Source organism: Tardiphaga sp. 841_E9_N1_2 (genome assembly GCF_051811065.1).
GTDB lineage: Bacteria > Pseudomonadota > Alphaproteobacteria > Rhizobiales > Xanthobacteraceae > Tardiphaga > Tardiphaga robiniae.
Genome location: NZ_JBPWQC010000001.1, coordinates 3,720,830 through 3,746,774, shown reverse-complemented (window position 1 = coordinate 3,746,774; position 25,945 = coordinate 3,720,830). Strand labels below are relative to the sequence as shown.

General features: G+C 62.7%; 28 protein-coding genes. 16 read left to right on the top strand and 12 right to left on the bottom strand.

The window, feature by feature from the left end:
- The first annotated feature begins 91 nt into the window (after positions 1-91).
- Positions 92-1,063, top strand: coding sequence for a S1C family serine protease (locus AB8A50_RS18065; RefSeq protein WP_120287257.1), 972 nt, complete (start codon positions 92-94; stop codon positions 1,061-1,063).
- Positions 1,064-1,149: 86 nt separating this feature from the next.
- On the opposite strand, the gene AB8A50_RS18060 is transcribed toward AB8A50_RS18065, so the two are convergent.
- The 4 genes from AB8A50_RS18060 to AB8A50_RS18045 all read right to left on the bottom strand — a co-directional run bounded on the left by AB8A50_RS18060 (position 1,150) and on the right by AB8A50_RS18045 (position 5,792).
- Positions 1,150-2,112 (bottom strand): DUF1775 domain-containing protein, encoded by a 963-nt coding sequence (locus AB8A50_RS18060; protein WP_439078480.1) that lies wholly within the window; start codon positions 2,110-2,112, stop codon positions 1,150-1,152.
- A 44-nt stretch (positions 2,113-2,156) separates the two neighbouring features.
- Positions 2,157-4,373 (bottom strand): TonB-dependent receptor family protein, encoded by a 2,217-nt coding sequence (locus tag AB8A50_RS18055; RefSeq protein ID WP_439078479.1) that lies wholly within the window; start codon positions 4,371-4,373, stop codon positions 2,157-2,159.
- Between the two features lie 70 nt (positions 4,374-4,443).
- Positions 4,444-4,827, bottom strand: a complete 384-nt coding sequence (locus AB8A50_RS18050) for a DUF2946 family protein (protein ID WP_439059920.1) — start codon at positions 4,825-4,827, stop codon at positions 4,444-4,446.
- Between the two features lie 77 nt (positions 4,828-4,904).
- A complete protein-coding gene (locus AB8A50_RS18045; RefSeq protein ID WP_093757412.1) occupies positions 4,905-5,792 on the bottom strand; it encodes a cation diffusion facilitator family transporter in 888 nt (295 codons plus the stop codon).
- A gap of 639 nt (positions 5,793-6,431) precedes the next feature.
- Here AB8A50_RS18045 and AB8A50_RS18040 point away from each other — a divergent pair.
- Positions 6,432-7,016 carry a L,D-transpeptidase gene (locus tag AB8A50_RS18040; protein WP_244528025.1) on the top strand — a complete coding sequence of 195 codons (585 nt, stop codon included), beginning with the start codon at positions 6,432-6,434 and terminating at the stop codon, positions 7,014-7,016.
- A 69-nt stretch (positions 7,017-7,085) separates the two neighbouring features.
- Here AB8A50_RS18040 and AB8A50_RS18035 read toward each other — a convergent pair whose 3' ends face one another.
- Positions 7,086-7,985, bottom strand: a complete 900-nt coding sequence (locus tag AB8A50_RS18035) for an SDR family oxidoreductase (protein WP_439065121.1) — start codon at positions 7,983-7,985, stop codon at positions 7,086-7,088.
- 45 nt (positions 7,986-8,030) lie between these two features.
- Positions 8,031-8,771, bottom strand: coding sequence for an SDR family oxidoreductase (locus AB8A50_RS18030; protein WP_439059917.1), 741 nt, complete (start codon positions 8,769-8,771; stop codon positions 8,031-8,033).
- A 121-nt stretch (positions 8,772-8,892) separates the two neighbouring features.
- On the opposite strand from AB8A50_RS18030, the gene AB8A50_RS18025 reads away from it, so the two are divergent.
- From AB8A50_RS18025 to AB8A50_RS18015, 3 genes are all read left to right on the top strand, one after another.
- Positions 8,893-9,786 carry a LysR family transcriptional regulator gene (locus AB8A50_RS18025; RefSeq protein ID WP_093757408.1) on the top strand — a complete coding sequence of 298 codons (894 nt, stop codon included), beginning with the start codon at positions 8,893-8,895 and terminating at the stop codon, positions 9,784-9,786.
- 11 nt (positions 9,787-9,797) lie between these two features.
- Positions 9,798-10,685 (top strand): tRNA glutamyl-Q(34) synthetase GluQRS, encoded by an 888-nt coding sequence (gene gluQRS / locus AB8A50_RS18020; RefSeq protein ID WP_439078478.1) that lies wholly within the window; start codon positions 9,798-9,800, stop codon positions 10,683-10,685.
- Between the two features lie 90 nt (positions 10,686-10,775).
- A complete protein-coding gene (locus AB8A50_RS18015; RefSeq protein ID WP_439078477.1) occupies positions 10,776-12,038 on the top strand; it encodes an ATP-binding protein in 1,263 nt (420 codons plus the stop codon).
- On the opposite strand, the gene AB8A50_RS18010 is transcribed toward AB8A50_RS18015, so the two are convergent.
- The gene (locus tag AB8A50_RS18010; RefSeq protein ID WP_210269064.1) at positions 11,965-12,825 is read right to left on the bottom strand and encodes a YihY/virulence factor BrkB family protein; all 861 of its coding nucleotides are present in this window, start codon (positions 12,823-12,825) and stop codon (positions 11,965-11,967) included. The two genes, AB8A50_RS18015 and AB8A50_RS18010, sit on opposite strands and share 74 nt — an antisense overlap.
- Positions 12,826-13,024: 199 nt before the next feature.
- On the opposite strand from AB8A50_RS18010, the gene AB8A50_RS18005 reads away from it, so the two are divergent.
- The 5 genes from AB8A50_RS18005 (at position 13,025) to AB8A50_RS17985 (ending at position 16,697) form a co-directional block, all read left to right on the top strand.
- Complete coding sequence (locus AB8A50_RS18005) at positions 13,025-13,219, top strand: twin transmembrane helix small protein (RefSeq protein WP_068730376.1); 195 nt, start codon at positions 13,025-13,027, stop codon at positions 13,217-13,219.
- Between the two features lie 33 nt (positions 13,220-13,252).
- Positions 13,253-13,825 carry a cob(I)yrinic acid a,c-diamide adenosyltransferase gene (locus tag AB8A50_RS18000; protein ID WP_089267625.1) on the top strand — a complete coding sequence of 191 codons (573 nt, stop codon included), beginning with the start codon at positions 13,253-13,255 and terminating at the stop codon, positions 13,823-13,825.
- Positions 13,826-13,963: 138 nt separating this feature from the next.
- Positions 13,964-14,713: an electron transfer flavoprotein subunit beta/FixA family protein gene (locus AB8A50_RS17995; protein WP_439078476.1), complete on the top strand. Its 750-nt coding sequence runs from the start codon at positions 13,964-13,966 to the stop codon at positions 14,711-14,713.
- Positions 14,713-15,648 (top strand): electron transfer flavoprotein subunit alpha/FixB family protein, encoded by a 936-nt coding sequence (locus AB8A50_RS17990; RefSeq protein WP_093757404.1) that lies wholly within the window; start codon positions 14,713-14,715, stop codon positions 15,646-15,648. The genes AB8A50_RS17995 and AB8A50_RS17990 overlap by 1 nt, the downstream gene beginning before the upstream one ends.
- A gap of 167 nt (positions 15,649-15,815) precedes the next feature.
- Positions 15,816-16,697, top strand: a complete 882-nt coding sequence (locus AB8A50_RS17985; protein ID WP_089267834.1) for a 3-hydroxybutyryl-CoA dehydrogenase — start codon at positions 15,816-15,818, stop codon at positions 16,695-16,697.
- A 280-nt stretch (positions 16,698-16,977) separates the two neighbouring features.
- On the opposite strand, the gene AB8A50_RS17980 is transcribed toward AB8A50_RS17985, so the two are convergent.
- On the bottom strand, positions 16,978-17,361 hold the full coding sequence (locus AB8A50_RS17980) for a tautomerase family protein (RefSeq protein ID WP_439059914.1): 384 nt from the start codon (positions 17,359-17,361) through the stop codon (positions 16,978-16,980).
- Between the two features lie 109 nt (positions 17,362-17,470).
- Between AB8A50_RS17980 and AB8A50_RS17975 the strand changes: the two genes are divergently transcribed.
- Both AB8A50_RS17975 and AB8A50_RS17970 read left to right on the top strand, forming a co-directional pair.
- On the top strand, positions 17,471-18,322 hold the full coding sequence (locus AB8A50_RS17975) for a LysR family transcriptional regulator (RefSeq protein WP_439078475.1): 852 nt from the start codon (positions 17,471-17,473) through the stop codon (positions 18,320-18,322).
- Positions 18,323-18,394: 72 nt separating this feature from the next.
- Positions 18,395-18,589, top strand: coding sequence for a putative motility protein (locus tag AB8A50_RS17970; RefSeq protein ID WP_089267620.1), 195 nt, complete (start codon positions 18,395-18,397; stop codon positions 18,587-18,589).
- Here the strand turns inward: AB8A50_RS17970 and AB8A50_RS17965 are convergent.
- Positions 18,586-19,575: an AraC family transcriptional regulator gene (locus AB8A50_RS17965; protein WP_439078474.1), complete on the bottom strand. Its 990-nt coding sequence runs from the start codon at positions 19,573-19,575 to the stop codon at positions 18,586-18,588. The genes AB8A50_RS17970 and AB8A50_RS17965 overlap by 4 nt on opposite strands.
- A gap of 68 nt (positions 19,576-19,643) precedes the next feature.
- Here AB8A50_RS17965 and AB8A50_RS17960 point away from each other — a divergent pair, with 68 nt between their 5' ends.
- Complete coding sequence (locus tag AB8A50_RS17960) at positions 19,644-20,858, top strand: MFS transporter (RefSeq protein WP_439078473.1); 1,215 nt, start codon at positions 19,644-19,646, stop codon at positions 20,856-20,858.
- 40 nt (positions 20,859-20,898) lie between these two features.
- On the opposite strand, the gene AB8A50_RS17955 is transcribed toward AB8A50_RS17960, so the two are convergent.
- The 3 genes from AB8A50_RS17955 to tlpA all read right to left on the bottom strand — a co-directional run bounded on the left by AB8A50_RS17955 (position 20,899) and on the right by tlpA (position 22,483).
- Positions 20,899-21,276 carry a VOC family protein gene (locus AB8A50_RS17955; protein WP_439078472.1) on the bottom strand — a complete coding sequence of 126 codons (378 nt, stop codon included), beginning with the start codon at positions 21,274-21,276 and terminating at the stop codon, positions 20,899-20,901.
- 19 nt (positions 21,277-21,295) lie between these two features.
- Positions 21,296-21,655 carry a DUF1428 domain-containing protein gene (locus tag AB8A50_RS17950; RefSeq protein ID WP_089267616.1) on the bottom strand — a complete coding sequence of 120 codons (360 nt, stop codon included), beginning with the start codon at positions 21,653-21,655 and terminating at the stop codon, positions 21,296-21,298.
- A gap of 153 nt (positions 21,656-21,808) precedes the next feature.
- Positions 21,809-22,483: a thiol:disulfide interchange protein TlpA gene (gene tlpA, locus AB8A50_RS17945; RefSeq protein WP_439074548.1), complete on the bottom strand. Its 675-nt coding sequence runs from the start codon at positions 22,481-22,483 to the stop codon at positions 21,809-21,811.
- A gap of 141 nt (positions 22,484-22,624) precedes the next feature.
- Here tlpA and argH point away from each other — a divergent pair, with 141 nt between their 5' ends.
- From argH to lysA, 3 genes are all read left to right on the top strand, one after another.
- A complete protein-coding gene (gene argH / locus AB8A50_RS17940) occupies positions 22,625-24,022 on the top strand; it encodes an argininosuccinate lyase (protein ID WP_439079991.1) in 1,398 nt (465 codons plus the stop codon).
- A gap of 92 nt (positions 24,023-24,114) precedes the next feature.
- Entirely contained in the window at positions 24,115-24,399 is a 285-nt protein-coding gene (gene lptM, locus AB8A50_RS17935) for an LPS translocon maturation chaperone LptM (protein ID WP_175365989.1), read from the top strand.
- Between the two features lie 6 nt (positions 24,400-24,405).
- Positions 24,406-25,671 carry a diaminopimelate decarboxylase gene (lysA, locus tag AB8A50_RS17930; RefSeq protein WP_068729188.1) on the top strand — a complete coding sequence of 422 codons (1,266 nt, stop codon included), beginning with the start codon at positions 24,406-24,408 and terminating at the stop codon, positions 25,669-25,671.
- The last annotated feature ends 274 nt before the right edge of the window (positions 25,672-25,945 follow it).

The following is a 25,945-nucleotide window of genomic DNA, read 5'->3' as shown; positions in this document are numbered from 1 at the left end:
CAGGGCCGCTAAGTTCACAGGCTGGACTTCCACGTCCGCGATCGGTTCTTATATGGCGGGGGCTACCCATCCCGGACAAAGGAGATTTTGCATGCCTTCACTGACCGAGTGGAAAGTGCCCCCGGGTGTGCAGCCGCGTGCTGAGGATTACGGATTCGACCTCGAACAGGCGCTGGAGGCGGTGGTTGGCCTGCATTGCATCATCCCGGAAGATGCTTTCACGGCAGATACGCTCGGCACCGAGCGCGCTGGCAATGGCGTGCTGATCGGTGACGGTCTCATTCTGACCATCGGCTATCTTATCACCGAGGCGGAAACGATCTGGGTGCATCTCGGCGACGGCCGCGTGGTGCAGGGCACGGCGCTGGGCGTCGATCAGGAAAGCGGTTTCGGACTCGTGCAGGCGCTCGGCGAGATCGACATCGCACCGCTGCCGCTCGGTGAGTCGGCGAGCGCGAAGATCGGCGATCGCGTGGTGGTCGGCGGCGTTGGCGGACGCACGCGGTCCGTGGCCGGGAAGATCGCCGCGACGCAGGAATTCGCCGGCTATTGGGAATACCTGCTCGACGACGCGATTTTCACGCATCCGGCGCATCCGAACTGGGGCGGTGCCGCCCTGATCAACGCCAAGGGCGAGTTGATCGGCATCGGCTCGCTGCAGATCGAGCGCGAGCACGGCGGCAAGAACGAGCATCTCAACATGGTCGTGCCGATCGACCTGCTGAAGCCGGTCCTCGACGATCTCAAGACCTATGGTCGTGCCAACAAGCCGCCGCGGCCGTGGCTCGGGCTGTATGCCGCCGAGGTCGAGGACAAGGTCGTCGTTGTCGGGATCGCCAGGAAGGGCCCCGCGGCCCGGGCCGAGCTCAAGACCGGCGACGTGATTCTTGCCGTCAACGGTGAGGAGGTATCCGATTCCGTCGAATTCTATCGCGCACTCTGGGCGCTAGGTCCGGCCGGTGTCGACGTGCCGCTGACGCTCTATCGCGGTGGCGATACATTCGATGTCGAATTGGTATCGACGGACCGCTCCAAGATGCTGAAAGCTCCCCGGCTGCACTAATGCCAGGATACACGCGACGCAATTGCGGCTTTGTCGTAGACATCAGGCGCACCGCAACATGTGCGGTGCGCAGCATCTCGACGTGATCAGTGCGCGTGTCCGCCGCCGGCCGGTGCCGAGGCGCCGACGGCGTTGACGTCGAGTTCGATGTCCACCTTGCCGGCCTTCTCGAACTGCAGCTGCGCCTTCACCTTGTCGCCCTTGGCGAACGGCTTGGCGAGATCCATCAGCATCAGGTGATAGCCGCCGGGCTCGAGCTTCACGGTGGCGCCGGGCTTGATCTCGAGCCCCTCATTGAGCGGACGCATCTTCATCACGCCATCGGTCACGCTCATCTCGTGCACTTCGATGCGGCTGCCGCCGGTGAATGTGCCACCGAGCAGCTTGTCGCTGGTCTTGCCGTTGTTGGTGATGGTGAGATAGCCACCAGCCACCTTGGCCGCGGGCGGTGTGGCACGCGTCCAGGGCGTCATGATCATCAGGTCGCCCGCATGAACCATGCCGGCCATCTGCGCCATTGCATCATGTGGTGATGCTGCAGCAAGGCGCACGATCGGCGCCGGTGATTTCAGACTGTGCGGATCCTGTCCTGCAGCCGGGATCTGCGCCCAGTCTTCCGAACCCTGCTCGCAGCTCTGCAATGTCGGCAGATACAGCGGTGCATCGGCCTTCAATGCGGCAGGCAGATAGGCCGAGAATACGAACTCGTCATAGAAGTCGTTGTCGAGCTTCCCGGTCCAGGTGATTTCCTTCACGCCTTCCGACGCCTTCATGCCGTGCATGAAATCGTAGGACTGCGCATAGGCGCCTTTCTTCACGGCGATGGTCCAGCCCGGCTTCGGCATCGGCTTCACTGCGATCATCCCTTCCGGAATCTGCACGGTGATTTTCGTCGTCGGCGAGGCGCCGCAGCCATGCGGCACGGCGAGCACTGCGCGATAGGAGCCGCCGATCGTGGCCGGACCGCTCTGCACGAAGACATGGGCATAAGCGGGCGATGCCACGGCGCCCAGCGCAGTGAGAAGCAACAGCATGGAGCGGTTGGTCATGGAACGTCCTTTCGTGGATTGAAGCATAGCGGAATTCATCATCTTCACCACCTCGCCTTGACGCCGGCATAGATGGCGCGGCCGGTGCCGGGTTCGAACAGCGGCGATGTCGCCGTGGCCTGATTGAGAATGCTGGCGGAGGCGATGTAACGGGTATCGAGCACGTTGCGTGCTTCGATATAGCCTGAATATGTGCCGCCATTGTCGACGCCGGCTTTCAGGCCGAGCAGCGCATAGGGTTCGGTCTTTAGCGTATTGGCGCTGTCGACATAGTAAGCTTCCGGCACCCATTCGAGATTGGGGCCGAGATAGAAGCCGTTGGCATGCTTGTAGAGCAATTCCGCGCGCAGATAGTGCCGCGGCGCGCCCGGCAGCAGGTTGTTGCCGAAAGTCGCGTCATTGTCGAAGCGGAAGTCGTTGAACGTATAGGCCATGTTGAGCCAGAGCTTGTCCGGCAGTGGCCCCGCATCGAATATGCCCTTGAACACGGCGATGCCGAGACCGGCCTCGATGCCCTGATGGATGGTGCGGTCGGCATTCGAGACGTTGCAGCTGCCGTTGGAGCTGTAGATGCACTGCAACTCGTCCCTGATTTCCGCCCGGTAACCAGTTAACTCCCAAGTCAGGTCAGGACGTCGACCGCGGGTGCCGATCTCATAGGTCGTTGCGCGCTGTGGCCGGATGCTGGTGAAGGGGATCATCGGATTGTTCGCGCCCGAACTGTCCCTGCCAGACACGCTCTCGCCGAAGCTCGGGACTTCGGCACTGCGCGAGACATTGGCATAGGCTTGCCATGTCGGATCGATGTTCCAGAGCAATCCGCCCTTAGGGCTCCACAGGTTGAATTCGGTCGAGCCTGATCCGTCGACCCCATTGGGCTTCAAACGATCCTGTCTGTCGCGCGTCGCATAAAGGAATTGCGTGCCACCAATGACAGCGACAGTCGGCAGGAAATAGAACGAATTCTCAGCATAGACCGAGGTGTTCTTCGATCGATCGATGGACGAGAATGTCAGCGCGCCCTTCTGGCCCGCGACATTGACATACTGGTTGTTGTCGATCCTGCCGTTGATCACATTGACGCCGGCGACGAACACGTTCCGATAGCCGCCGATATTGCGGTCGTCGGTCACTTTCGCGAAGCCGCCGTAGTCCTGATAGCTGTAATCCAGATACTGGAAGATCGGGTGCATCAGGTGCCGATCGACGCCGAACACGCCAAAGTCGATCGTGGTGTTGTCGAGCCGGATGGTGGTCTTGTTGGCAAGGCGCACGGTGTCGATATTGCGCTGCTGGTCGCCGGTGAGATTGCTGGCCGCCGCGGTGGTCGGCGAATTCAGCGCGCTGTCTTTGCTGACCGAGCCGGGAATACGCTGACGTACGCTGTTGGCATTGAGATAGAAGCGGGTCTCGAAATCCGGCGAGAACTGATAGCCAACATTGCCGCTGACGCGTGTTGCCTCGCCGTAGCTGTGATCGCGGAAGCCATCGGCGGATTGCGTCGAGGCCGTGATGAAACCGTCCCACGGACCATTGGCGCCGCCGGTGTTGGCCTGCAGGCGACGGAAGCCGAAGGCGCCCATGTCGACCGACGCGCCGTTCGGAAAAGGATCGCGGCCGGTGGGCGTCACGAAATTGATCGCGCCGCCGAGCGAATTGGCGCCGAAGCGCAATGCGTTGCCGCCCTTGAACACCTCCACATATTTATAGGCGGTCGGGTCGATCTCCTGGAAATCGCCATAGCCGTCGGCGGTGTTGATCGGGATGCCGTCCATATAGAGCTGCACGCCGCGCAGATGGAAATTGCGCGACAGGCTTGATCCGCGGATCGACAGGCGGGTGTCGTCGCCCCATTTCGGCTGCGCGAACACGCCCGGTACGTAGTCGAGGATGTCCTTGATGGTGTTCGACGGCGTCGACGTTCGCCACGCATCCGCCGTCACCAGCGCGACGCCGCCGGGCGTCTGCTGGATCTCGCGGAGTGCCTGCTGCGCGGTGAGCACCGTAAGGGCCCCTGGGACGGTCGGGGCCTGCGCGCCGACAGATGCTGGCGTTGCCGCAGGGGTGCTGCGGGCCGTACGGGCGTTTGGCGCCGCGGTGCGTGGCTTGCGCGCGGCTGCAGCGCGCTGCTGCGCGGGTGCATCGACGGTAACCGCCGGAAGCGATGTTGAAAGGGCCGATTGGGCCGACACCGCGCCTGGAATGAGCGCGGCCGCGGATGCGAGCAGGACGCTGCGCAGCCGCATGGTAACGGATAGCATGGGGAAAACTCCACCGGGATTGAACTGAGCAACGCGCGCGCTGATGCGCGGCGTCTGACGGCGTGGAACGTCAGCTCAGGCGCGGCGGCGCGCGGGCCCGGTGGTCGGAGGTTGCTGCTTCCGCAACGATGCGATCGTCGAGGGCGGCAACGGGAGCGATCGCGATGGCGATACGCGAGACGAGGAAAGTCGCGGAGGCCGGCGGGGCACCCGGCGCATGGGTGCCGACGCAGATCGGGCAATGCACCGCAGGTGCGCCTGATGTCTTGCCGGTGTCGTCAGGGGATGCGGCAAGGTCGGGATGGGTGAGGCAGAGCTCGAAGCCTGCGGCCTGCGCAGTCGGCGAGATCGCGGCGAGCAACAGGCTGGACAGCACGACATTGAGCACAAGCGCATAGGCAGCGGCCAAAGATGCCACGGCCCCAAACCAGCGTTTGCGCGAAACATGTGTCACGGGAACGATCCTCGCCTCCCGATTAACACGGGGGCGGAACCTGTCAAAGCCGTTCGTGGAGCGAAGTTACCCGAAATCTAGAGAACGACGATGCCGGAATGCTTGGCCTTGTCGTCGGGTTCGACATGGATGGTGATCAGAGCCTCGCCGATCTCCTGGCGGATCGCGGTCTCGAGCTTGTCGCAAATGTCGTGCGCGGCGCTCACGGTGGTCGATCCTGCCACCACCAGATGGAAATCGATAAAGGTCATGCTGCCGGCGCGGCGGGTGCGCAGGTCATGCGCCTCGATCGCGCCGTCGGCATGGGCCGATATGGTCTGCTTGATACTCGCGAGCATGGCTGGCGGAATTGCCTCGTCCATCAATCCGCTGAGCGATTCCTTCATCAGGCCCCAGCCGGCCCACAGGATGTTGAGTGCGACGAGCGCCGCAAGGATGGGATCGAGAATGGCGATGCCCGACAGTGCCGCTACTCCGACGCCGCCGAGAACACCGATTGAAGAATACACGTCGGACAGCAAATGGCGGCCGTCTGCTGCCAGGGCAGGCGAGCGGTGGATGCGACCTTGCCTGATCAGCACCCATGCCCAACCTGCGTTGATGACGCTTGCCGCTGCGTTGACGAGTAGTCCGAACCAGGGGGCTTCGACGAGGCGCGGCGTCAGATAGCTTTGATAGGCTTCGCGCAGGATCAGGATCGCGGCGAGCACGATCAGCACGCCTTCGAGCACGGCCGAGAAATATTCAGCCTTGTGGTGCCCGTAGGGATGATCGTCGTCTGCCGGTTTCGCGCTCAGCGTGGTCGCAAGCAAAACGACGATGGCCGTCACGACATTGACGATACTTTCAATCGCATCGGACAGCAGTGCGACGCTGCCAGTCAGATAATAGGCGGCGTATTTCATACCGAGGACCAGCAGGCCAACGGCAATGCTGCCTTGCGCAAGACTGCGAACGCTTGTCATCTGAAAATCTCGTTGGGGTAACGCGAAGTCTCACGCGGCTGTGTGCTCTAATATGCCGATCACAACGATGCAAGCCGTGAAATCCAGCTGCAAGTGCTTCGCATTATAAGGCGCGTGTACTCGTCGAGCAGGTCGTCCTCCCAATGGACATGATATCGATCTCGTCATGCGCGTGGCATGTGTAGCGGTCGTCCGCGCATTGATAGTTGCGGGACGACATCGTGCTGGATCGTGTCGTCATGGCGCGGTTCTCAATGTCGTCGGCCTCAACAAGCCCGGAGGGACCATGGTGGAGCGCTTCGGCGCGCGTCGGCGGCGGTTCCATGGGCAGGTTTGCGCTGCGCGCCGGCCGACCCTCAAAGGCGATCGATCAACCTGAGGTTATTCGTGAGCCTGCGCGGCTGTGGCGCGATCACCACAGCGGGGCGCAAAGTGCAGCGCAGAGCTGTTCTATGAGCGAAATGACACGCTGTTGAGCCTGATTTGATCGCTCAGCCCTGTATGAGGTGCGGGTCGTCCGCGTTGGACGCGTTGCAGCAAGGGTTGGGAATGACAGGTTTTGGTGGATCACGCGGGCTGCGCCTTCTGGCGCTTTTGATGTTGCCCGCTGTGCTGGCAGGATGTGCAAGCAGCGGGGGGATGGTGTCGTCCACCGGCTTTGGCGGTCCGTCCGCCAGCTATGCCGAGTTGAATGACGGCGAGCACACGCTGCCGGCCATCGACGTCTCCGGAATCGATTCGGCGATGCTGCGTCAGCGCGTCGCTTACCGCACCAAGGAGCCCGTCGGCACCATTGTGGTCGATACAGCCGCACGGCATCTCTATCTCGTGGAAGGCGATGGCAAGGCGATGCGCTACGGCATCGGCGTCGGCAAGGCCGGCCTCGCTTTTGCCGGCGCTGCTGTGATCAAGCGCAAGGCCGAGTGGCCGCATTGGACCCCGACGGAAAACATGATGAACCGCGAACCCGCGCGCTATCGCAAGATGGCTGGCGGCATGGAGGGCGGCATCGACAATCCGCTCGGGCCGCGCGCGATGTATCTCTATCAGGGCGACCGCGACACCATGTTCCGCATCCACGGCACCACCGAGCCCGAGACCATCGGCCATGCCGTCTCCAGCGGCTGTATCCGGCTGATGAACCAGGATGTCGTGGATCTCTATAATCGCGTGAAGATTGGCAGTCGCGTGGTGGTGATCCAGAGCGGCCGCGCCGAGTCCTAACTCTGTGTCTCAGTAAAATGGGGCGGGCGTTGTTCACGCTCGCCCCATTTTCGTTGATGACATCCCGTCTCAGGCATTCACTCGCGGTATTAGCAAATCGGCGATGCCGATGCGGCGGAACATCTCGGCGCGAACGCGGTCCGCGACACCGTTGACGATCTCGGCGCCATCTTCCGACGGATCGATGTGACTGCGGAACGGGCGCTTGCCGAACGGCAGATCGACCACGCGGACGATCTCTTTTGCCACATCGGCAGCATCCGCATCGGAGGGCTCCAGCGAAGCCAAGCCCTTCAACGCCATATCAGGTACCCCGGCATAGGGACCGTCGTCGTATTCAGCCGCGCGAGCGGTGTCGGCCGGTTTGCCGGAATGTGCGAAGTGGTTGGTTCCCTTGGTGAAGGCGCCGGGCACGATGATCGAGGTTTCGATGCCCCAGCGCGTCAGTTCGCTGGCATAGGAGACTGCAAGCGAATCCATCGCCGCCTTCGCGGCGAAATACGGCGACAGATAGGGTGGTGTGCCGCCGCGTGCGCTGGATGACGATACCCAGACGAGGAGACCTTTGCCCTGCTTGCGCAGTTGCGGCAGCGCTGCGCGATTGACGCGCTGGGTCGACAGAACGTTGATGTCGTAGAGCTGTGCGAATTGCTCCGGCGTGAAGGCTTCTGCGGGCCCAAATGACATGTGCCCGGCATTGTGGATGACGACATCGAGGTGACCGTTGTCGGCGATGATCCGGCCGATGCCGGCATCGGCCGATTCCTGCGAGGCGACGTCGAGTTCGACGCTGCGGAGATCGACTTTGTGCTCAGCGGCATACTTTGCGACGTCGGCGACGGCCGACGCATTGCGGCCGGTGGTCTCACGCATGCTGGCATAAACGGTGTGACCGGCCTCGGCGAGGGCGCGGGCGGTGAGCGCGCCAAAGCCGCTCGATGCGCCGGTGATGACAATGACGTGTTTCATGACACGTATTCCTTTGAATGGTTCTTGAGGGTGTTGGCGTTTGGTTCAGACCAGCCCGCCATTGGCGCGCAGCACCTGGGCGTTGATCCAGCCGCCTTCCGGACCGACCAGGAAGGCAACGACATTGGCGATGTCCTCGGGTGTGCCGAGGCGCTCCATTGGCGTCGCCTTGGCGAAACGCTCGATCAGCTCCGGTGACTTGCCATTGAGGAACAGGTCGGTTGCGGTCGGGCCGGGCGCGATGGCGTTCACGGTAATCGAGCGGCCCCGCATCTCCTTGGCCATGATACCCGTCATGGTTTCGACCGCAGCCTTGGTGGCGGCATAGATCCCGTAGGTTTCCAGCTTGGTGCCGACGACGCCCGTCGAGAAGTTCACGACCCGACCGCCGTCGCGCAGCCGTTTCGCCGCCTCGCGCATGGTGTTGAACGTGCCTTTCAGATTGACCGCGATCTGCTGGTCGAACGATGCGTCGTCGGCGTCGGCGAATTTCGCGAGCTTCATGATGCCGGCATTGTTGATCAGCACGTCGATGCCGCCAAAGGCGGTCTCCGCTGCATCGAACATCCCGCGCACAGCGGCGGGATCGCTGACATCGGCCTTGGCGGTCAGCGCGCGGCCGCCCGCGGCTTCGATCTTTTGTGCGACCGCCTCGGCCGGCGCGGCATTGCCGGAATAATTGACGATGACCGTGAAGCCGTCGCGGCCCAGCCGCTCCGCGATGGCGGCGCCAATGCCGCGTGAGGCGCCGGTGATAATAGCTACCTTATTGGTTCCGTTTGCCATTTTCGTTCTCCTCGGTGTGGTGAGCAGCGGTGCCGCTCTGATAGGAGAAATCTAGGCCATTCCATTTTCCGGATAATGATGCATTATTTGGCATCACAATTCGGATTTAACGAACAAATAGATGGACCGTTTCGAGACGATGCGGGTGTTCACCCGGGTGGTGGAGCGGCGCAGCTTTACGGCGGCGGCGGCGGATCTCGGCCTGCCGCGTTCGACCGTGACCGATGCCGTCAAGCAGATCGAGGCGCGGCTCGGCGTGCGGCTGCTTGAGCGCACCACGCGGCTGGTGCGGCCGACGCTGGACGGCGAGGCCTATCACCGGCGCTGCCTGACGCTGATCGCCGATCTCGAAGACGCCGAAAGCGCGTTCTGCGGCGCCAAGCCGAAAGGGCCGTTGCGGGTGGATATGAATGGCACGCTGGCGCGCAATTTCGTGCTGCCGCATCTGCCGGACTTTCTCGCCGAATATCCTGATATCCAGCTCTATCTCAGCGAGGGCGATCGGTTGGTCGACCTGATCCGTGAAGGCATCGACTGCGTGGTACGTGTCGGCGAGCTTCGCGACAGCGATATGGTGGCGCGGCGGCTGACCATGATGGACGAAGTCACCTGCGCCGCGCCGTCCTATCTCGCGCGCACCGGCGTGCCTTTGTCCATTGATGCGCTCAAAGGTCATCGCATGGTCGGCTATCACTCGTCGGCGACGGGCGCGGTGCTGCCGCTTGAATTTCAGGACGACGGCGCGTTGCGTTATGTCACGTTGCCGGTTGCGATCACGGTGAACAGTGCCGATAACTACGCGGCGATGGCGAAACTCGGATTCGGTCTGGTGCAGGTGCCGCGTTATCGGGTCAAGAGCGAACTCGCCGGTGGCACGCTGGTGGAGGTATTGCCGCAACATCCGCCGACGCCGTCGCCGGTGTCGTTGCTCTATCCGCGCAACCGCCAGCTCTCGCCGCGGGTGCGCGTGTTCATGGACTGGCTGACGCGTGCTTTTGCGCGCGACCTCATTTAATGAAACCTGCGATGGCTCCTGTTTTTCGCTTCGCGCCCAGCCCCAATGGTTATCTGCATCTCGGCCACGCCGCTTCGGCGCTGCTGAATTTCGATCTGGCGCGCGAGGCCTGTGGCCGGTTGCTGCTGCGGATCGAGGATATCGATGTCACGCGCTGCGGGCCGGAATTCGAGGCGGCGATCTACGAGGATCTCGCCTGGCTCGGTATCGCCTGGGAGATGCCGGTACGGCGACAGTCGCAGCATTTTGCCGACTACCGCGCCGCGACCGAGCGGCTCGCCGCCATGGGATTGCTCTATCCGAGCTTCGAGAGCCGCACCGAGATCGCGCGCATGATCGCGGCCGAAGAAGCGAAAGGCTCATGGCCGCGCGATCCCGATGGTGCGCCTCTCTATCCAGGCATTGCCAGATCGTTGTCGCCGCAGGCCGTCGCCGAACTCAAACAGGCAGATGCCCCGATGGCGCTGCGGCTCGATATGGCCAGAGCCATTGCGGCCAGCGGTCCGCTCACATGGACCGAGCGGGGGGCGGGTCCGGGCGGCGAGACGGGTATCGTTGCTGCGCAGCCGGAAGCCTGGGGCGATGTGATCCTGGCCCGCAAGGAAACACCGACCAGCTATCATCTCTCGGTTGTCCTCGATGATGCGCTGCAGGGGGTGACCCATGTGGTGCGCGGCCAGGATCTGTTCTGGTCGACCAGCGTGCACCGGCTGCTGCAGGAACTGCTCGGCCTGCCGCAACCGGTCTATCGGCATCATTTGCTCGTGCGCGATGGCACCGGTGCCAAACTGTCCAAATCGACCGGCTCGACCAGCCTGCGTAAGTTGCGGGCCGGGGGCACTACACCGGCGGATATCCGCCGCATGGTCGGGCTACCTGACCCGTCTGCCGCAAGTTAGCCGCAAGAAATTCGCAAGCCGGACCAGGCCCGCGGCGTGACTCCGCGCGCCCCGCCGTGGCATGGTGCCGCCGGGACAGGTGGGCAACATATGGCGCTGACATCGCGCTCTCCGCGCAAGATGCGGACGCGCACCAAGCAAACGCTGAAAAAGCGCGTGGCAAAGAAGCGTGCGGCGAAGAAGCCTGCATCGAAGCCGCGCGCCAAGCGCAGATCCGCGCATGCCGATACGATGGTGGAAACCGCGCTGGCGGTGTTTGCCCATGAAGTGCGCACGCCGCTGACCGGCATTCTTGCGGTCAGCGACCTGCTGGCCACCTCCGATCTCGACGAGCGTGAGCGGCGCTGGGTCGAGACGATCAAGGCTGGCGCCGAACATCTGGCGGGTCTCGCGACATTGTTCGTCGATGCGGCACGCAGCAGCAAATCCAGGTTCGAACTACGGCAGGACTTCTTCGATCTGCGCGCGCTTGCCCGCAACATCGGCGACTCGCTCGCGGGCCGCGCGGCTGCCAAGGGACTGCTGTCGCGGGTCGCGATCTCCGACAGACTGCCGGTGTTCGTGGTCGGCGATCCCGTGCGGCTGCGCGCGGCGCTGGAAAATCTGATCGACAATGCGGTGAAATTTACCGAGCAGGGCAATGTCGTGCTGAAGGTCTCGCCTGTGCGCATGGCGGGCAAGGTCGGCGTATCTTTCACCGTCTCCGATAGCGGCATCGGGCTCACGCTCGCCGAGATCAAGCGGCTGTTCAAACCGTTCTCGCAGGCCAATGTGTCGATCGCGTCGCGTTTTGGCGGCGCCGGCCTCGGCCTGTCGTCGGTCAAACAACTCGCCCGCGCCATGGGTGGCGACATCACTGTGGCGCAGAGCCGCGGCGGTGGGACAGTGTTCGCGCTGACGGTCGGCCTCGACAAGACGAGCGGTCCGATCGCCATCATGTCGAGCGCCGATGATGCTGCTTTTGCGCCGGGAGACGCGCTGCGGGTGCTGAGCGTTGAGGACAATCCGTTTGGTCGCGTCGTGCTCAATGCCATTCTCACCGAACTCGGTCATCAGGCCGAGTTCATCGGTCGTGGCGAAGCAGCGGCGGAGCGCGTTGCGCAGGGCACGTTCGATGCGGTGCTCATGGACATGGTGCTGCCGGGTATCGATGGCGTCGAGGCGATCCGGCAGATTCGTGCGCTGAGGGCGCCGCATGGCCACGTCGCGATCATTGGCGTGTCCGGTCGCAGTGAAGACGAAGCCGCATCGCGTCACGCGGGCGCTGACGCGTTTCTGATCAAACCGGTGTCTCCGCGGGCGCTAGCGACTGCGCTGCTTGAAGCGAGACGCCGTGGGGCAACCGCGACTTGATGATGGCGGCATTGAGTTCGCCGCCGAACACGAAGATCGCCGCAATGAAGTACAGAAACACCAGCGCGATGATCACCGACGCCAGGCCGGCATACATCGTCACGTAATTGTTGGCGAAGCGCGCCAGATAAAGACCGAAGCCGATACCTGAGGCCAGCGACGCCAGCATCGTGAAGATGATGCCCGGCAGGATCTGACTGAAGGTGCGGCGGCCTGCCGGCAGCCACACATGCAGGATGAACAATGCGATCACCATGGCGACGATGGTGATGCCGTAACGCGCCACCGTCAGCAGTCGCTCGTTGTTCTCCACCATCAGCGGGACATAGCGCCTCACGATTTCCAGCATCAGCGGGCCGAGCACGATCAGGAACGCCATGGCGAGCGCAGTGACGGCAGCGACCAGCGTGTAGCCGATCGACTCCAGCCGCAACCAGTACCAGCGCCGCAGCTCGATCACCGAGTATGCGCGGTTTAGTGCGACGCGCAGGCTCTCCACGCCGTTGGAGGCGAAATACACTGCGAGCACGAGACCGATGGTCAGCGCATCGCCGCGGGTGGTGGTCAGCACGTCGTGGATCTGCGAGGACAGGGCGCCGGCCACCTGATCGGGCCAGACCTCCAGCAGCAGGCCGACGGCCTGATCGGCGAGATTCTTGGAGCCGAAAAAGCCGGCCAGCGAGGCCAGCACGATCAGGAACGGAAACAGCGCCATCAGGGTGGAGAGGGCGATATGGCTGGCGATCGCCCAGCCGTCATCGGCAAGAAACGTATAGAAGGCGTCCATCACAACATCGTAGACGGTGCGTATCTGCCCCACGTGCCACCTGGTTCGGGATCGGCCCGGCAAATCACCGGCCCTCATGGTAGCTTCTGATATCTAACGCGAAAAAGCCAGATCGTTGCATTGCGGCGCGCGCGTGACCGCCGCGCCATTTTGACGACTGACGATAGCGCAGCCTGTGACGCAGTGTTATGTAGCCGATATGACATCAACGCTCAGCAACATTATCCTCCCCATCGCGGTCGGCGCCGTTGCGCTGGTCCTGCTGCTCGGCCTGTTCAACATGATGCGCGGCGGCTCGCCGGATCGCTCGCAGAAGCTGATGCGGTGGCGCGTGGTGCTACAATTCGTCGCCATTATCCTCACTATGGCCACCGTCTGGGCGATGGGCCGCTGACGCAAATTCCTTAACTGGCGCTGGATCAATTCGATGGTCGTTCTCAACCGCATCTACACCCGCACCGGCGATGACGGCACGACGGCCCTCGGCACCGGCGAACGTCGGCCGAAATACGATCTCCGTGTCAGCGCCTATGGAACCGTCGATGAGACCAATGCCGCGATCGGCGTGGTGCGATTGCATCTCGCCCATGCGCGGTCCCTGGATGCGATGCTCGGGCTGATCCAGAACGATCTGTTCGATCTCGGGGCCGATCTCGCGGTTCCGCAGCGCGAGGGCAAGGCCGAGCGGCTGCGCCTCCTGGCGAGTCAGGTCGAGCGGTTGGAGAACGATATTGACATGCTCAACGCGCCGCTGGCCGATCTGACCTCGTTTGTTTTGCCTGGCGGAACTCCAGCCGCCGCTCACCTTCATGTCGCCCGGACAATCTGCCGCCGTGCGGAACGGATCATAGTGGAACTCGCCGCCCAGCCCGATGAGCCGGTCTCGGACGCTGGTATCCAGTATATGAACCGGCTGTCGGACTTCCTGTTCGTCGCCAGCCGCTCGCAGAACGACAATGGCGCCGGCGACGTGCTCTGGGTGCCCGGCCAGAACCGGTAATTTCGGCTAAATCGGCTGGCCTAGAGACATTCGATTTTAGGGTCTGGCGCGTTGACCCCGTGTGGCAGGGGCTTTAGGTTCCGCGCCCAAGCTTCCGAGCAAGTTCTGAAACAATAAAACTCACACGAAAGAGGATCGATGAAGGTTCTGGTCGCGGTCAAACGGGTGGTCGATTACAACGTCAAGGTTCGCGTCAAGAGCGACGGATCGGGCGTCGAACTGTCCAACGTCAAGATGTCGATGAATCCGTTCGACGAAATCGCTGTCGAGGAAGCCCTGCGCCTGAAAGAGGCCGGCAAGGCAACCGAGGTGGTCGTGGTCTCGATCGGTCCCGCACAGGCGTCCGAAACCCTCCGCACCGGCCTCGCGATGGGCGCCGACCGTGGCATCCTCGTCAAGGTTGACGGCACCGTCGAGCCGCTCGCCGTGGCGAAGATCCTCAAGGCCGTCGCCGATGAGGAAAAGCCCGGCCTGGTGATCCTCGGCAAGCAGGCGATCGACGACGACGCCAACCAGACCGGCCAGATGCTGGCCGCGCTGCTCGGCTGGCCGCAGGCGACTTTCGCCAACAAGCTGGTTGTCGAAGGCGACGACGTCACCGTGACCCGTGAAGTCGATGGCGGTCTGCAAACCGTCAAGCTCAAGGGACCGGCAATTGTCACCACCGATCTTCGTCTGAACGAGCCGCGCTACGCGTCGCTGCCGAACATCATGAAGGCAAAGAAGAAGCCGATCGACGAGAAGACCGCCGATGGTTACGGCGTCGATATCTCTCCGCGTCTCGAGATCATCAAGACCAGCGAACCGGGCGGCCGCAAGGCCGGCGTCAAGGTCAAGGACGTCGCCGAACTGGTATCGAAACTCAAGACTGAAGCCGGGGTGCTCTAATGCCGACATTGCTGCTTGCCGATCACGACAACGCCACCCTGAAGGATTCCACCAACAAGGCGCTCACCGCCGCCACCCAGATCGGCGGCGAGGTGCACATCCTCGTTGCCGGCCAGAATGCGAAGCCGGCCGCGGAAGCTGCCGCCAAGCTGCAGGGCGTCACCAAGGTGCTGCTCGCCGACGACGCCTCTTATGCCCATGATCTCGCCGAGCCGCTGGCCGCACTGATCGTGTCGCTGGCGCCCGCCTATGACGTGCTGATCGCCGCTGCGACCACGCGCTCGAAGAACGTGATGCCGCGCGTCGCCGCCCTGCTCGACGTGATGCAGGTGTCGGAAATCACCAAGGTGATTGCGCCCGACACCTATGAGCGTCCGATCTACGCCGGTAACGCGATCCAGACCGTGAAGTCCAAGGACGCCAAGAAGGTCATTACGGTGCGTACCTCGACCTTCGGTGCAGCCGGTGAAGGCGGCAGCGCGGCGGTGGAAGACGTCAAGGCGGCCGAGAATCCGGGTTTGTCGACCTTCGTCGGCGAGGACATGGCCAAGAGCGATCGTCCGGAACTGACCTCGGCGAAGATCATCGTGTCCGGTGGCCGTGCCATGCAAAGCCGCGAGAACTTTGCCAAATACATCGAGCCGCTCGCCGACAAGCTCGGCGCCGGTGTCGGTGCCTCGCGCGCCGCGGTGGATGCCGGTTATGCCCCGAACGACTGGCAGGTCGGCCAGACCGGCAAGGTCGTGGCTCCGGAGCTGTATATCGCCATCGGCATTTCCGGCGCGATCCAGCATCTCGCCGGTATGAAGGACTCCAAGGTGATCGTCGCGATCAACAAGGACGAAGATGCGCCGATCTTCCAGGTCGCCGATTACGGCTTGGTCGCCGACCTCTACCAGGCCGTGCCGGAGCTGACCGAAGCACTCGGCAAGTAGAGGCCCGGCAGGCAAGGATTTGGCAAATAAGGCCTTGCTGAATTAGGGCTTTGCGCCTCAATTAACGACATCGGCCGGAGTGACTGACTCCGGCCGATATTTTATGTAAAGATGGCTTTCCGAACGCGGCATGCGCGGGCGGCGTGTTCCCAGAGATGACAAGCAAGATGGCGGTTATGATCAAGAAAGTCGGCGTGATCGGCTCGGGCCAGATGGGCAATGGCATTGCGCATGTGGCTGCATTGGGCGGCCTCGAAGTTGTGCTGAACGATGTCTCTGCCGACCGCCTGAAGTCTGCCATGGCGACGATCAACGGCAACCTGTCGCGTCAGGTGTCGAAGAAGGTCATCACCGAGGATGCACGCAAGGCCGCGCTGGATCGCATCACCTCGTCCGACACGATGGACGGCCTTGCTGACTGCGATCTCGTGATCGAATCCGCTGTCGAGAAGGAAGAGATCAAGCGCAAGATCTTCCACGATCTCTGCGCTGTGCTGAAGCCGGAGGCAATCATCGCCTCCAACACATCGTCGATCTCGATCACGCGCCTCGCCGCGTCGACCGACCGTCCCGAGAAGTTCATCGGCATTCACTTCATGAATCCGGTGCCGTTGATGGAACTGGTCGAACTGATCCGCGGCATTGCCACCGATGACGCGACCTTCGATGCGTCCAAGGACTTCGTCACGAGGCTCGGCAAGCAGATCGCCGTTTCGGAAGATTTCCCGGCCTTCATCGTCAACCGCATTCTGTTGCCGATGATCAACGAGGCGATCTACACGCTGTATGAAGGCGTCGGCAATGTCGAAGCCATCGATGCTGCGATGAAGCTCGGTGCGCATCACCCGATGGGCCCGCTCGAACTCGCCGATTTCATCGGCCTCGATACGTGTCTGTCGATCATGCAGGTGCTGCATGAAGGCCTCGCCGACTCCAAGTATCGGCCGTGCCCGCTGCTGGTGAAATATGTCGAAGCAGGCTGGCTCGGTCGCAAGACCCAGCGCGGTTTCTACGACTACCGCGGCGAGAAGCCGATTCCGACGCGCTAAGGCGAAGCGCTCGTCTTTTTTAAGATAGAACGCTGTCATTGCCGGGCTTGACCCGGCAATCCACCTTTACGCATGCAAGGAAGAAGGATGGATCCGCGGGTCATCCAGCGAAGCTTGCTTCGCGCTGCCCGCGGATGACGACGGTGTGTGTGGTTGGCCTCGCGGCCAAGTTAAATCAACATCCGCATCAGCTTCGTCACCGCCGGCAGCATCCCGACGATCATCGCCATGCCCATGCCGACTCCGCACAGATGCGCCATCAATGTCTCGCGCTGCGTAATCATGTCACGTACTGCGCCACGCCATGGCCGAACGACCAGTTCTCCGGCAGCACCTCGACGAGGTTGATGAAGACGTCTTCGGGCCGCAGGCCCGGTCTGTCAGTCAGCTTCTCGACGATCCGTTTGTAGAGCGCCTGCTTCTGCTCACGCGGGCGGGTGTTGCTGACCGTGAGCTGGATGATGACGAGGTCATCGGTCCGGCGAATGCCGAGATAATTCGGATCATAGATGAAAGTGCCATCCTCATGCTCCGAGATGGTGACGAAACGGTCGCCCTCCGGGACGTTGAAGGTCTCGCGCAGCGCCTGATAGACGCCTTCGGCGATCGCCTCCCGATAGGCGGCAGGCTTGCCCTTCTTCAGGGAAATGCGAACCAGCGGCATGGTGGTCTCCTGTCGTTCAAATCCGATGCAGCAAACCTAATCCCATATTGATCATTGGAAAATCGTATGAAATAATATTTCAATGATGTCGTACTGAAATGATTGGCCGATGAAAGCGCTCGATATCGAGGCCGTGCAGGCCTTCGTGCTGGTGGCCGATCTCACCAGCTTCACCCGCGCCGCCGAGGCGATGGGAAGCACGCAGTCGGCGATCAGCCTGAAGATCAAGCGGCTGGAAAGCGGGCTGGGCAAGCGCCTGCTGGAGCGAACGCCGCGGTTGGTGCGCCTGTCGGCGGAGGGGGCGGCTTTTCTGGCCTCCGCGCGAAATCTCGTCGCGGCGCATCAGTCGGCCATTGGCTCATTCGCTGCGGAGCGGCGGCGTCTCGTGGTCGGGATCAGCCATCATCTCGTCGGCGCCGATCTCGCCGACGTATTGAAACGCATGAGCGCGACTGATCCGTCCCTGGTGATCGAATTGCGGATCGAGTCATCGCGGGTCCTGCTGTCAGCCTATGACGCTGGCGATCTCGACGCGGCGATCGTGTTGCGGATCGACAGGCGACGTGGTGACGGCGAGGTCTTGATGGAAGAACCATTTGGCTGGATGGGCACGCTGGATTTTCGGCACGCGCCCGGTGAGCCGCTGCGGCTGGCGGCGCAATCCGCGCCATGTTCGGTGCGTTCGGCGGCGATTGCGGCGCTCGATGGCGCCGGCATTCCGTGGACCGAAGCCTTCGTTGGCGGCGGCGTTGCGACCATCGGCGCGGCGATCTCCGCCGGCCTCGCCGTTGGTGCGCTGGTCCGCCGTGTTGCGCCCGCCGGCAGCATCGATCTTGGCCCACGCCTCGGTCTGCCGAAATTGCAGGATGCCGAGACGATGCTGCATTCCAGCCTCACCGATGCGCGGGCGCGCGGCGCGCTGCGCACGCTGGGCGCAGCATTTCGGGCGAATGCTGGCTGATTGTTGCATCAGGTCAACATTCGTTAACCCCGCATCGCTATACCGGCGGTACGACGTTACGGAGTGTTTCTGATGGATATGGCTTTGGTTGCCAGCGCGCTTGCCATGAAGGCGGCGGGAACGCAGCAGCAGATTTCGACCTCGATCATGAAGTCGAATGCCGACATGGAAAAGAACACTGTGCTCACGCTGCTCGGTGGCGCGCAGCAGGCCTCGCAGGCCAATCTCGGTGCGGGCGTCGGCGGCAATCTCGATATCGCCGCTTAGGGCGCTGTGGAGCCTGGCCGTTCGCCGTTAGAGGCTACAGTCAGTGTCGCGCGAAAATGGCTCGGCGGCGCGCCGATGATGCGCTTGAAGGCGCGGCTGAACGCGGCTTCCGATTCATAGCCAAGCCGACGTGCGACGACCGCGATCTTCAGGCGGTCGCGAACGAGCCACTGCTTTGCTTCCTGCATCCGCAATTGCGCGACGTAACGCGCCGGTGTCTGGCCGACGACATTGGCGAAGCGCAATGCAAATGCCGAGCGTGACGCATGCATGACGTTCGCCAGCGCCTCAACGGTCCAATCCCTGGTCGGATCGCGATGGATCGCGGCGAGAACCCGCCCGATACCGGGATCGCGCGCTGCTGCGACCCAACCGGCAGAGCCGCAGCCCTTCTCCACCCAGTTGCGGATCAGTGCAGCGGCGACAACATCGGCCAGCCGCGTCAGCATGCCGCCAGCACCGACGCGATCCAGCGCCAGTTCGGATGTCATGGCCTCAAGCAGATGCGGGATGGCGGGCTCGTCGGTGGCAAGTTCGTGCATCTGCATCAGCTCAGGCATCATCAGCAGTAACGGATGCTGGCTGTCGAGGTTGAAGGTCATGCCGGCGCCGAACAGCACGGTTTCTTCGCCATTTCTGTTGCCGCCGCTGCAGGTGTCGAGGATGCCGCAGCACACCGGTTCGAACTGGCAATTCTCGACCGGTGCCGGGAAGGCATCGGGCGAGCTCGCCAACGCATGTTCCGCGCCGCGCGGCAGCAAGACGGCATCGCCTGGTTCAAGGCGGACCCACGCGTTATCCAGAGTTCGCAGCCAGCAGCCGCGTTCGGCGACGAAGTGGAATTGCGCCTTCGGCCGTGCCGGGAATACCAGCCCCCATGGCTCGGTCATGCGGCAGCGGACGTAATCGACGCCCTCAATCTTCAAGCCCCGGAGCATTTCGGTCAGGGGGTGAGTGGCGACAGTTGTGGACGAATGATCAAGCATTGCGGGTTTTCTAGCATGGAAACTCCAAGAGATCACCTCCATCTCCGGGGTCCCTCCTGGAGACTGCCATGACTGATTCCGCCACTGCTGCACTTGAGGCCCATGTTTCTCCCGTAACCACTGAGCGGACGGACGCAGCCTGGGCGGCTGTTGTCTCCTTGATGCTTGGCGCGTTCAGCCAGGTCACGGCTGAATTCCTGCCGGCCAGCCTGCTCACGCCGATCGCCACCGATCTCGGCGTTTCGGTTGGCGCTGCCGGGCAGGTGGTGACGGCGACCTCCCTTGTCGGGATCATCGCCGGACTTGCGACGGCCATTGTGACACGCGCCATGGATCGCCGCGTCGTCCTGTGGTCGCTCACGGTGCTGCTGATCGTGTCCAATCTGCTGTCGGCTACCGCGAGCAATCTTCCAATCCTGTTGCTTGCCCGCGTGCTGCTCGGCATCAGCCTCAGCGGTTTTTGGGCAATGGCAACGGCCACCGCGATGCGGCTTGTTCCGGCGGAGGCGCTGCCGCGCGCGATCTCGCTGATTTTCAGTGGCGTTTCGATCGCCACCGTCAGCGCTGCGCCCATCGGTGCATATCTTGGAGATCTGTGGGGCTGGCGGAACGTGTTCTTGCTGGCGGCCGCTGTCGGCGCCGTCGTGCTCGTCTTTCAGGTGCTGACGCTGCCGCGCTTGCCGCCGCTCACATCACCGGATGTGCGCACGTTGTTCGTGCTGATGCGTCGGCCCAGTGTCCGGCTTGTGATGATCGCGATTGCCGTCAGCATCTCGGGCCACTTCGCCGGCTTCACTTACGTCCGGCATTTCCTCGAACAAGTGCCGCAGCTTCCGGTCACTGCGATCTCGCTCGTCCTGCTGGCTTATGGCGTTGGCGGTTTCTTCGGTAATTTCGCGGGCGGGGTGCTTGTCGCCCGCAGTGCGAAACTTGCGATCGTCACGGGATCTGCGGCGATCTCCGTGCTCGCGCTGGTGCTGTTTGTCTTTGGCGCTTCGGGCCTTGTCGCGGGCATCGCAGTTGGCCTCTGGGGTTTTGCGTTCGGTGTGCTGCCGGTTGGCTTCCAGACATGGATGGTGCGGGTCGCATCGGACGAAGCTGAATCTGCGGGCGGCCTGCTCGTCTCGGCATTCCAGGTCGCGATCACTGTCGGCGCCGTCGTAGGCGGCATTCTGGTCGACGGTTTTGGCCCGTTCGGTGCCGTTGGTTATCTCGCAGCGGCGACACTGGCGGGCGCGCTGCTCGTGTTGCTGTCGCGCAGCGGCGGCGAAGTGCCGGCCTGAAGCGCGAAGGGAGGCAGCAGCCTGCTGCCTCCCTTCGCTCTTACGCGAACGGCGTGATCCAGTCGATCCCGGCACCGCCGGGCTGCAGCAGGATTGCGAGCCGGCCGACATCGGGAATGTCGAATACCGGCCGCATCAGCGTCGCGCCGGCCGCGACAGCTTTCTTCACACGCGCATCGACATCGTCGACCGCGAGATACGGCATCCAGCCATCGGGGACATTCTCGTAGCCCGGGCCTTCCGCGTGGAAGATGCCGCCGACCGGCACATTGTCCATCATTGCGATCCAGTAGATGCCGCCGCCCGCCAGCTTCTTGGCCTGATAGGTCCAGCCGATGGTCTCCTGATAGAAGGCTTTCGCGCGCTCGGGATCGCGCGTCACGAATTCATTCCAGTTGAAATGGCCGTGCGGCGTCATGGCGTCCTCCGTTGTGGCGTCAGACTGAAACCAGCGTCTTGAAGCCACCATAGATCATGCGCTTGGCATCGAACGGCATCGCCTTCGGATCCATCATCTTGGCGAGGCGCGGATCCTTCATCACTTTGGCGTTGATGCGGTCGCGATCTTTGCGCGTCTTGTAGATGATATAGGAAAACACAACGGTCTCGTCGGGTTTCAGTTTCACGCTGCGCGGGAACGATGTCCATTTGCCGACGCTGACGTCATCGGCGACACATTCCTGATAGTCGAGTGCGCCGTATTCGCGCCAGATTTTGCCGGCCTTGCGCGCGATGGCGGCATAGGCTTTCAGCTTCTTCTTCGGCACCGGAACGAGGAATCCGTCGATATAGGCCATTGGTCGTTTCTCCCTGCTGTCATGCGTCGGCGCCGGGCGCGCGTGGCCCGGTTGTTTTCAAGACGAACGCAATTGCGTTCATCCGACAGCATTCTGGAGAATTTTGCGATCCGCGCAGGCGGCCGTATGTCGCAGTTGTCTGTGCCGTGGTCTTCAGAAACTGGCCGCGGCGGGCTTCACCGCCGCTTTCAGCAGCTTGATGGCATCTTCGCTGTCCCATTCGGCGGGGCCGGCGATGGTCGCGATCTCGCAGCCCTTGCCGTCGATCAGCACCGAGGTCGGCATACCCAGTGCACGGCCGATGCCCTTGAGGTCCTGGAACACCTTGGCTGACGTGTCGGTGAAATAATCCAGCCGGTTGAGGCCGCCGTCTTTCAGGAAGGCCTTCGGCTTCTCGGCGTCGCGGGTGTCGATATTGATCGCAACGACCTGGAAATCCGGGCCACCGAGCTTGGTCTCAAGGTTGTTCAGCGCCGGCATTTCCTTGCGGCAGGGCACGCACCAAGTGGCCCACAGGTTCACCAGCACCGTCCGGCCGCGCCAGTCTGACAATCTCTTCTCCTGGCCGTCGGCATCCCTGAAAGCGAGGTCCGGCAGTTTCAGCGGCGTCCTGGCCATGGTCAGGCCGGCGACTTCGCCGCGTGCCAGCGGCTCGATCTTCTTCGACAGTGCGATGGCCGGCGCGCAGGTCGGATCGCCTGGCGCAGCCTGCTGCCGCAGCCGATCCATATTGGATACCGCGGCAAAGCCGATCACGGCGCCCACGAGCACCGCGCCAAGCACGATCAGGCGGCGTTTGGCCGGACGGGGGGCAGGCTGGTCGGGCATAGGGTTTGTCATTCGGTCTCAGTTAGGGCTATGCAACGGTTGGCGACGGACGATCCGTCGGCTGCGGTTAAAGATGAGTGACAATTCATGGCTTCGCGCAAGGGCAACGGCAAGTCCAGCAATGACGGTAAGGGCTCCAATGTGAGCAACAAGATGTGGGGCGGGCTGTTCGATGAAAGCCCCGACGCCATCATGGAGGAAATCAATGTCTCCATCGACGTCGATCGCCACCTCTATGCCCAGGACATTACCGCGTCCAAGGCCCATGCTGCGATGCTTGCCAGGCAAGGGATTATCACCGCGAAAGATGCGAAAAATATCGCAGGCGGTCTAGACACGATCCTGTCAGAGATCACCAAGGGGGCGTTCACATTCAAGCGTGCGCTCGAAGACATTCACATGAATGTGGAGAGCCGGCTCGGCGAGCTGATCGGTCCGGCCTCCGGCCGCCTGCATACCGCGCGTTCGCGCAATGATCAGGTGGCGACCGATTTCCGCTTGTTCGTGCGCGATACGATCGACGAGATCGACGCGGCCTTCGCGTCACTGCAAGGGGCACTGGTCGATCGCGCGCTGGAGCATGCCGGCACGGTCATGCCTGGCTTCACCCATCTGCAGACCGCGCAGCCGGTGACCTTCGGTCATCATCTGCTGGCCTATGTGGAAATGGTGTCGCGCGATCGCGGCCGCTTCGCCGATGCGCGCAAGCGCCTCAATGAAAGCCCGCTCGGCGCCGCGGCGCTGGCCGGTACCTCATTCCCGATCGACCGCCATACCACCGCCAAGGCGTTGGGCTTCGATCGGCCGATGGCCAATTCGCTCGATGCGGTTTCGGACCGCGATTTCGTACTTGAGACGTTGTCGGCGGCTTCCATCGCCGCCGTGCATCTGTCGCGCTTCGCCGAGGAGATCGTGATCTGGACCTCGCCGCTGGTCGGTCTCGTCAGACTCTCCGACAAGTTCACCACCGGCTCCTCGATCATGCCGCAGAAGCGCAATCCGGATGCCGCCGAACTGGTCCGCGCAAAGACCGGCCGCGTGATCGGCTCGCTCACCGGATTGTTGATTGTCATGAAGGGCCTGCCGCTGGCCTATCAGAAGGACATGCAGGAGGACAAAGCGGGCGCGATGGAGGCCTATTCGGCGCTATCGCTGGCGATCCGCGCGATTGCCGGCATGGTCCGCGATCTCGTGCCCAATGAGGAGCGCATGAAGCTTGCTGCCGGCGAGGGCTATGCCACCGCCACCGATCTGGCCGACTGGCTGGTACGGACGCTGAAAATGCCGTTCCGCGAGGCGCATCACGTCACCGGCCGGATCGTCGGCATCGCCACCAAGAAGGGCGTGGCGTTGCACGAGCTCGACCTGAAAGAGATGCAGGCGGTGGAACCGAAGATCACGGCAGAAGTGATGAAGGTGCTGTCGGTGGAATCGTCGGTGAAGAGCCGGGTCAGCTATGGCGGCACGGCGCCGAAGAATGTGACGTCGCAGGCGAAGGCCTGGCTCAAGCGACTGGAAAAAGAGCGGAAATTGGGCTGATCGGGCTTGGCGTGCGAAAATTCAATGGATTTCGGGGTCTCGCCAGAGCGCGGCAATCTTTGTATGGTGCGCCCGCATTTGGGGATTTAGCTGTGACTCGTCCGACCCGCCCTGCGTCCGCGCGATGGGCCATTCTCGTTCTGACCGTTTCTGCTTTGGCGCTGGCTGGCTGCGGCCGTAAAGGCGGCCTCGATCTGCCGCCACAGGCGTCCGCGCAGCCGATGGGCACCGGCGCTCCGGCAGCGGATCCCGATGCACAGTCGGCTGCCAACAAGGGCAGGGACGTGTTCGCGCCCTCGAACGGTGTTGATGAGGGCCCGCCGGCGGCGACCCGTGGTCGCAAGAAGCCGTTCCTGCTCGATCCGATCCTGGACTAACTCGCCATGCGCCATTTCGACTATCGCAACGGCGTGCTGCACGCCGAAGGCGTTGATATTGCCGAAATGGCGGATGCCGTCGGCACGCCATTCTATTGCTATTCGACCGCGACGCTGGAGCGGCACTACCGCGTCTTTACCGAGGCCTTTGCCGATACCAAGGCCCTCGTCTGTTACGCCATGAAGGCGAATTCCAACCAATCGGTGCTGCGCACGCTGGCGAAGCTTGGCGCTGGCGCCGACGTGGTCTCCGGTGGTGAATTGAAGCGCGCGCTGGCCGCCGGCATTCCGCCGAAGAAGATCGTGTTTTCCGGCGTCGGCAAGACCGCGGACGAGCTGCGGTTGGCGCTCGATGAGGACATTCTCTGCCTCAATATCGAGTCGGAGCCTGAACTCGCATTGCTGTCGGAGATCGCCAGCGAGACCGGCCGTACGGCGCGGATCTCGATCCGCGTGAATCCCGATGTGGATTCCGGCACGCATGCCAAGATCTCCACCGGCAAGTCCGAAAACAAGTTCGGCATTCCCATCAGCAAGGCACGCGAGGTCTATGCCCGCGCCGCGAAGCTGCCGGGCATTGAGGTGACCGGCGTCGACATGCATATCGGCAGCCAGATCACCGATCTCGCCCCGATGGAGCAGGCATTTCGCATCCTGGCCGATTTCGTCACCGTGCTGCGCAATGACGGCCACACGATTTCGCATGTCGATTTCGGCGGCGGTCTCGGTATTCCCTATTACGAGGACCGCGCCGCGCCGCCGGAGCCGATGGCCTATGCGGCCATGGTCAAGCGCGTCACGCATAATCTCGGCTGCACGCTGATGTTCGAGCCCGGCCGGATGATCGTCGGCAATGCCGGCATTCTCGTCGCGCGCGTGATCCATGTGAAGCATGGCGACGGCAAGACCTTCGTCATCATCGACGCTGCCATGAACGATCTGATCCGGCCGACTTTGTACGAGGCCTATCACGAGATCCTGCCGGTAGCGGCGCCCGCACCCGGTGCAAAGCTGTCGGCCGTCGACGTCGTCGGCCCGGTCTGTGAAACCGGTGATTATCTGGCGCTGGACCGCAAGCTGCCGGAGCTGAAGTCCGGCGATTTGCTCGCGATCATGACCGCCGGTGCCTATGGCGCCGTGCAGGCGGGAACCTACAACACCCGCGCGCTGGTCCCGGAAGTGCTGGTGAAGGACGATCAGTATGCGGTGGTCCGCCCGCGGATCGAAGTCGAGCAGCTGATCGCCATGGACAAGGCCGCGCCCTGGTTGTGACTCTTGTCCCTCCCCCCAAGCGGCGTAGCCGCGCAGCGGGGAGGGTGGATCGACCGCGCAGCGGTCGAGACGGGTAGGGTATATCCTCACGCTCTGCGCCTGCGGAGGCACCCCACCCCGGCCTATCGGCCGACCCTCCCCACTGCGCTTCGCTTGGGGGAGGGATGCCGCTACCATCGGTGTGCACCTGCCTCACGGCTTCGTGACCCCAATCGCCCCGAATCGACTTAGGCTCAGGCTTTGCATGTGCACGGATGGCCCCCGTGCCATGCCT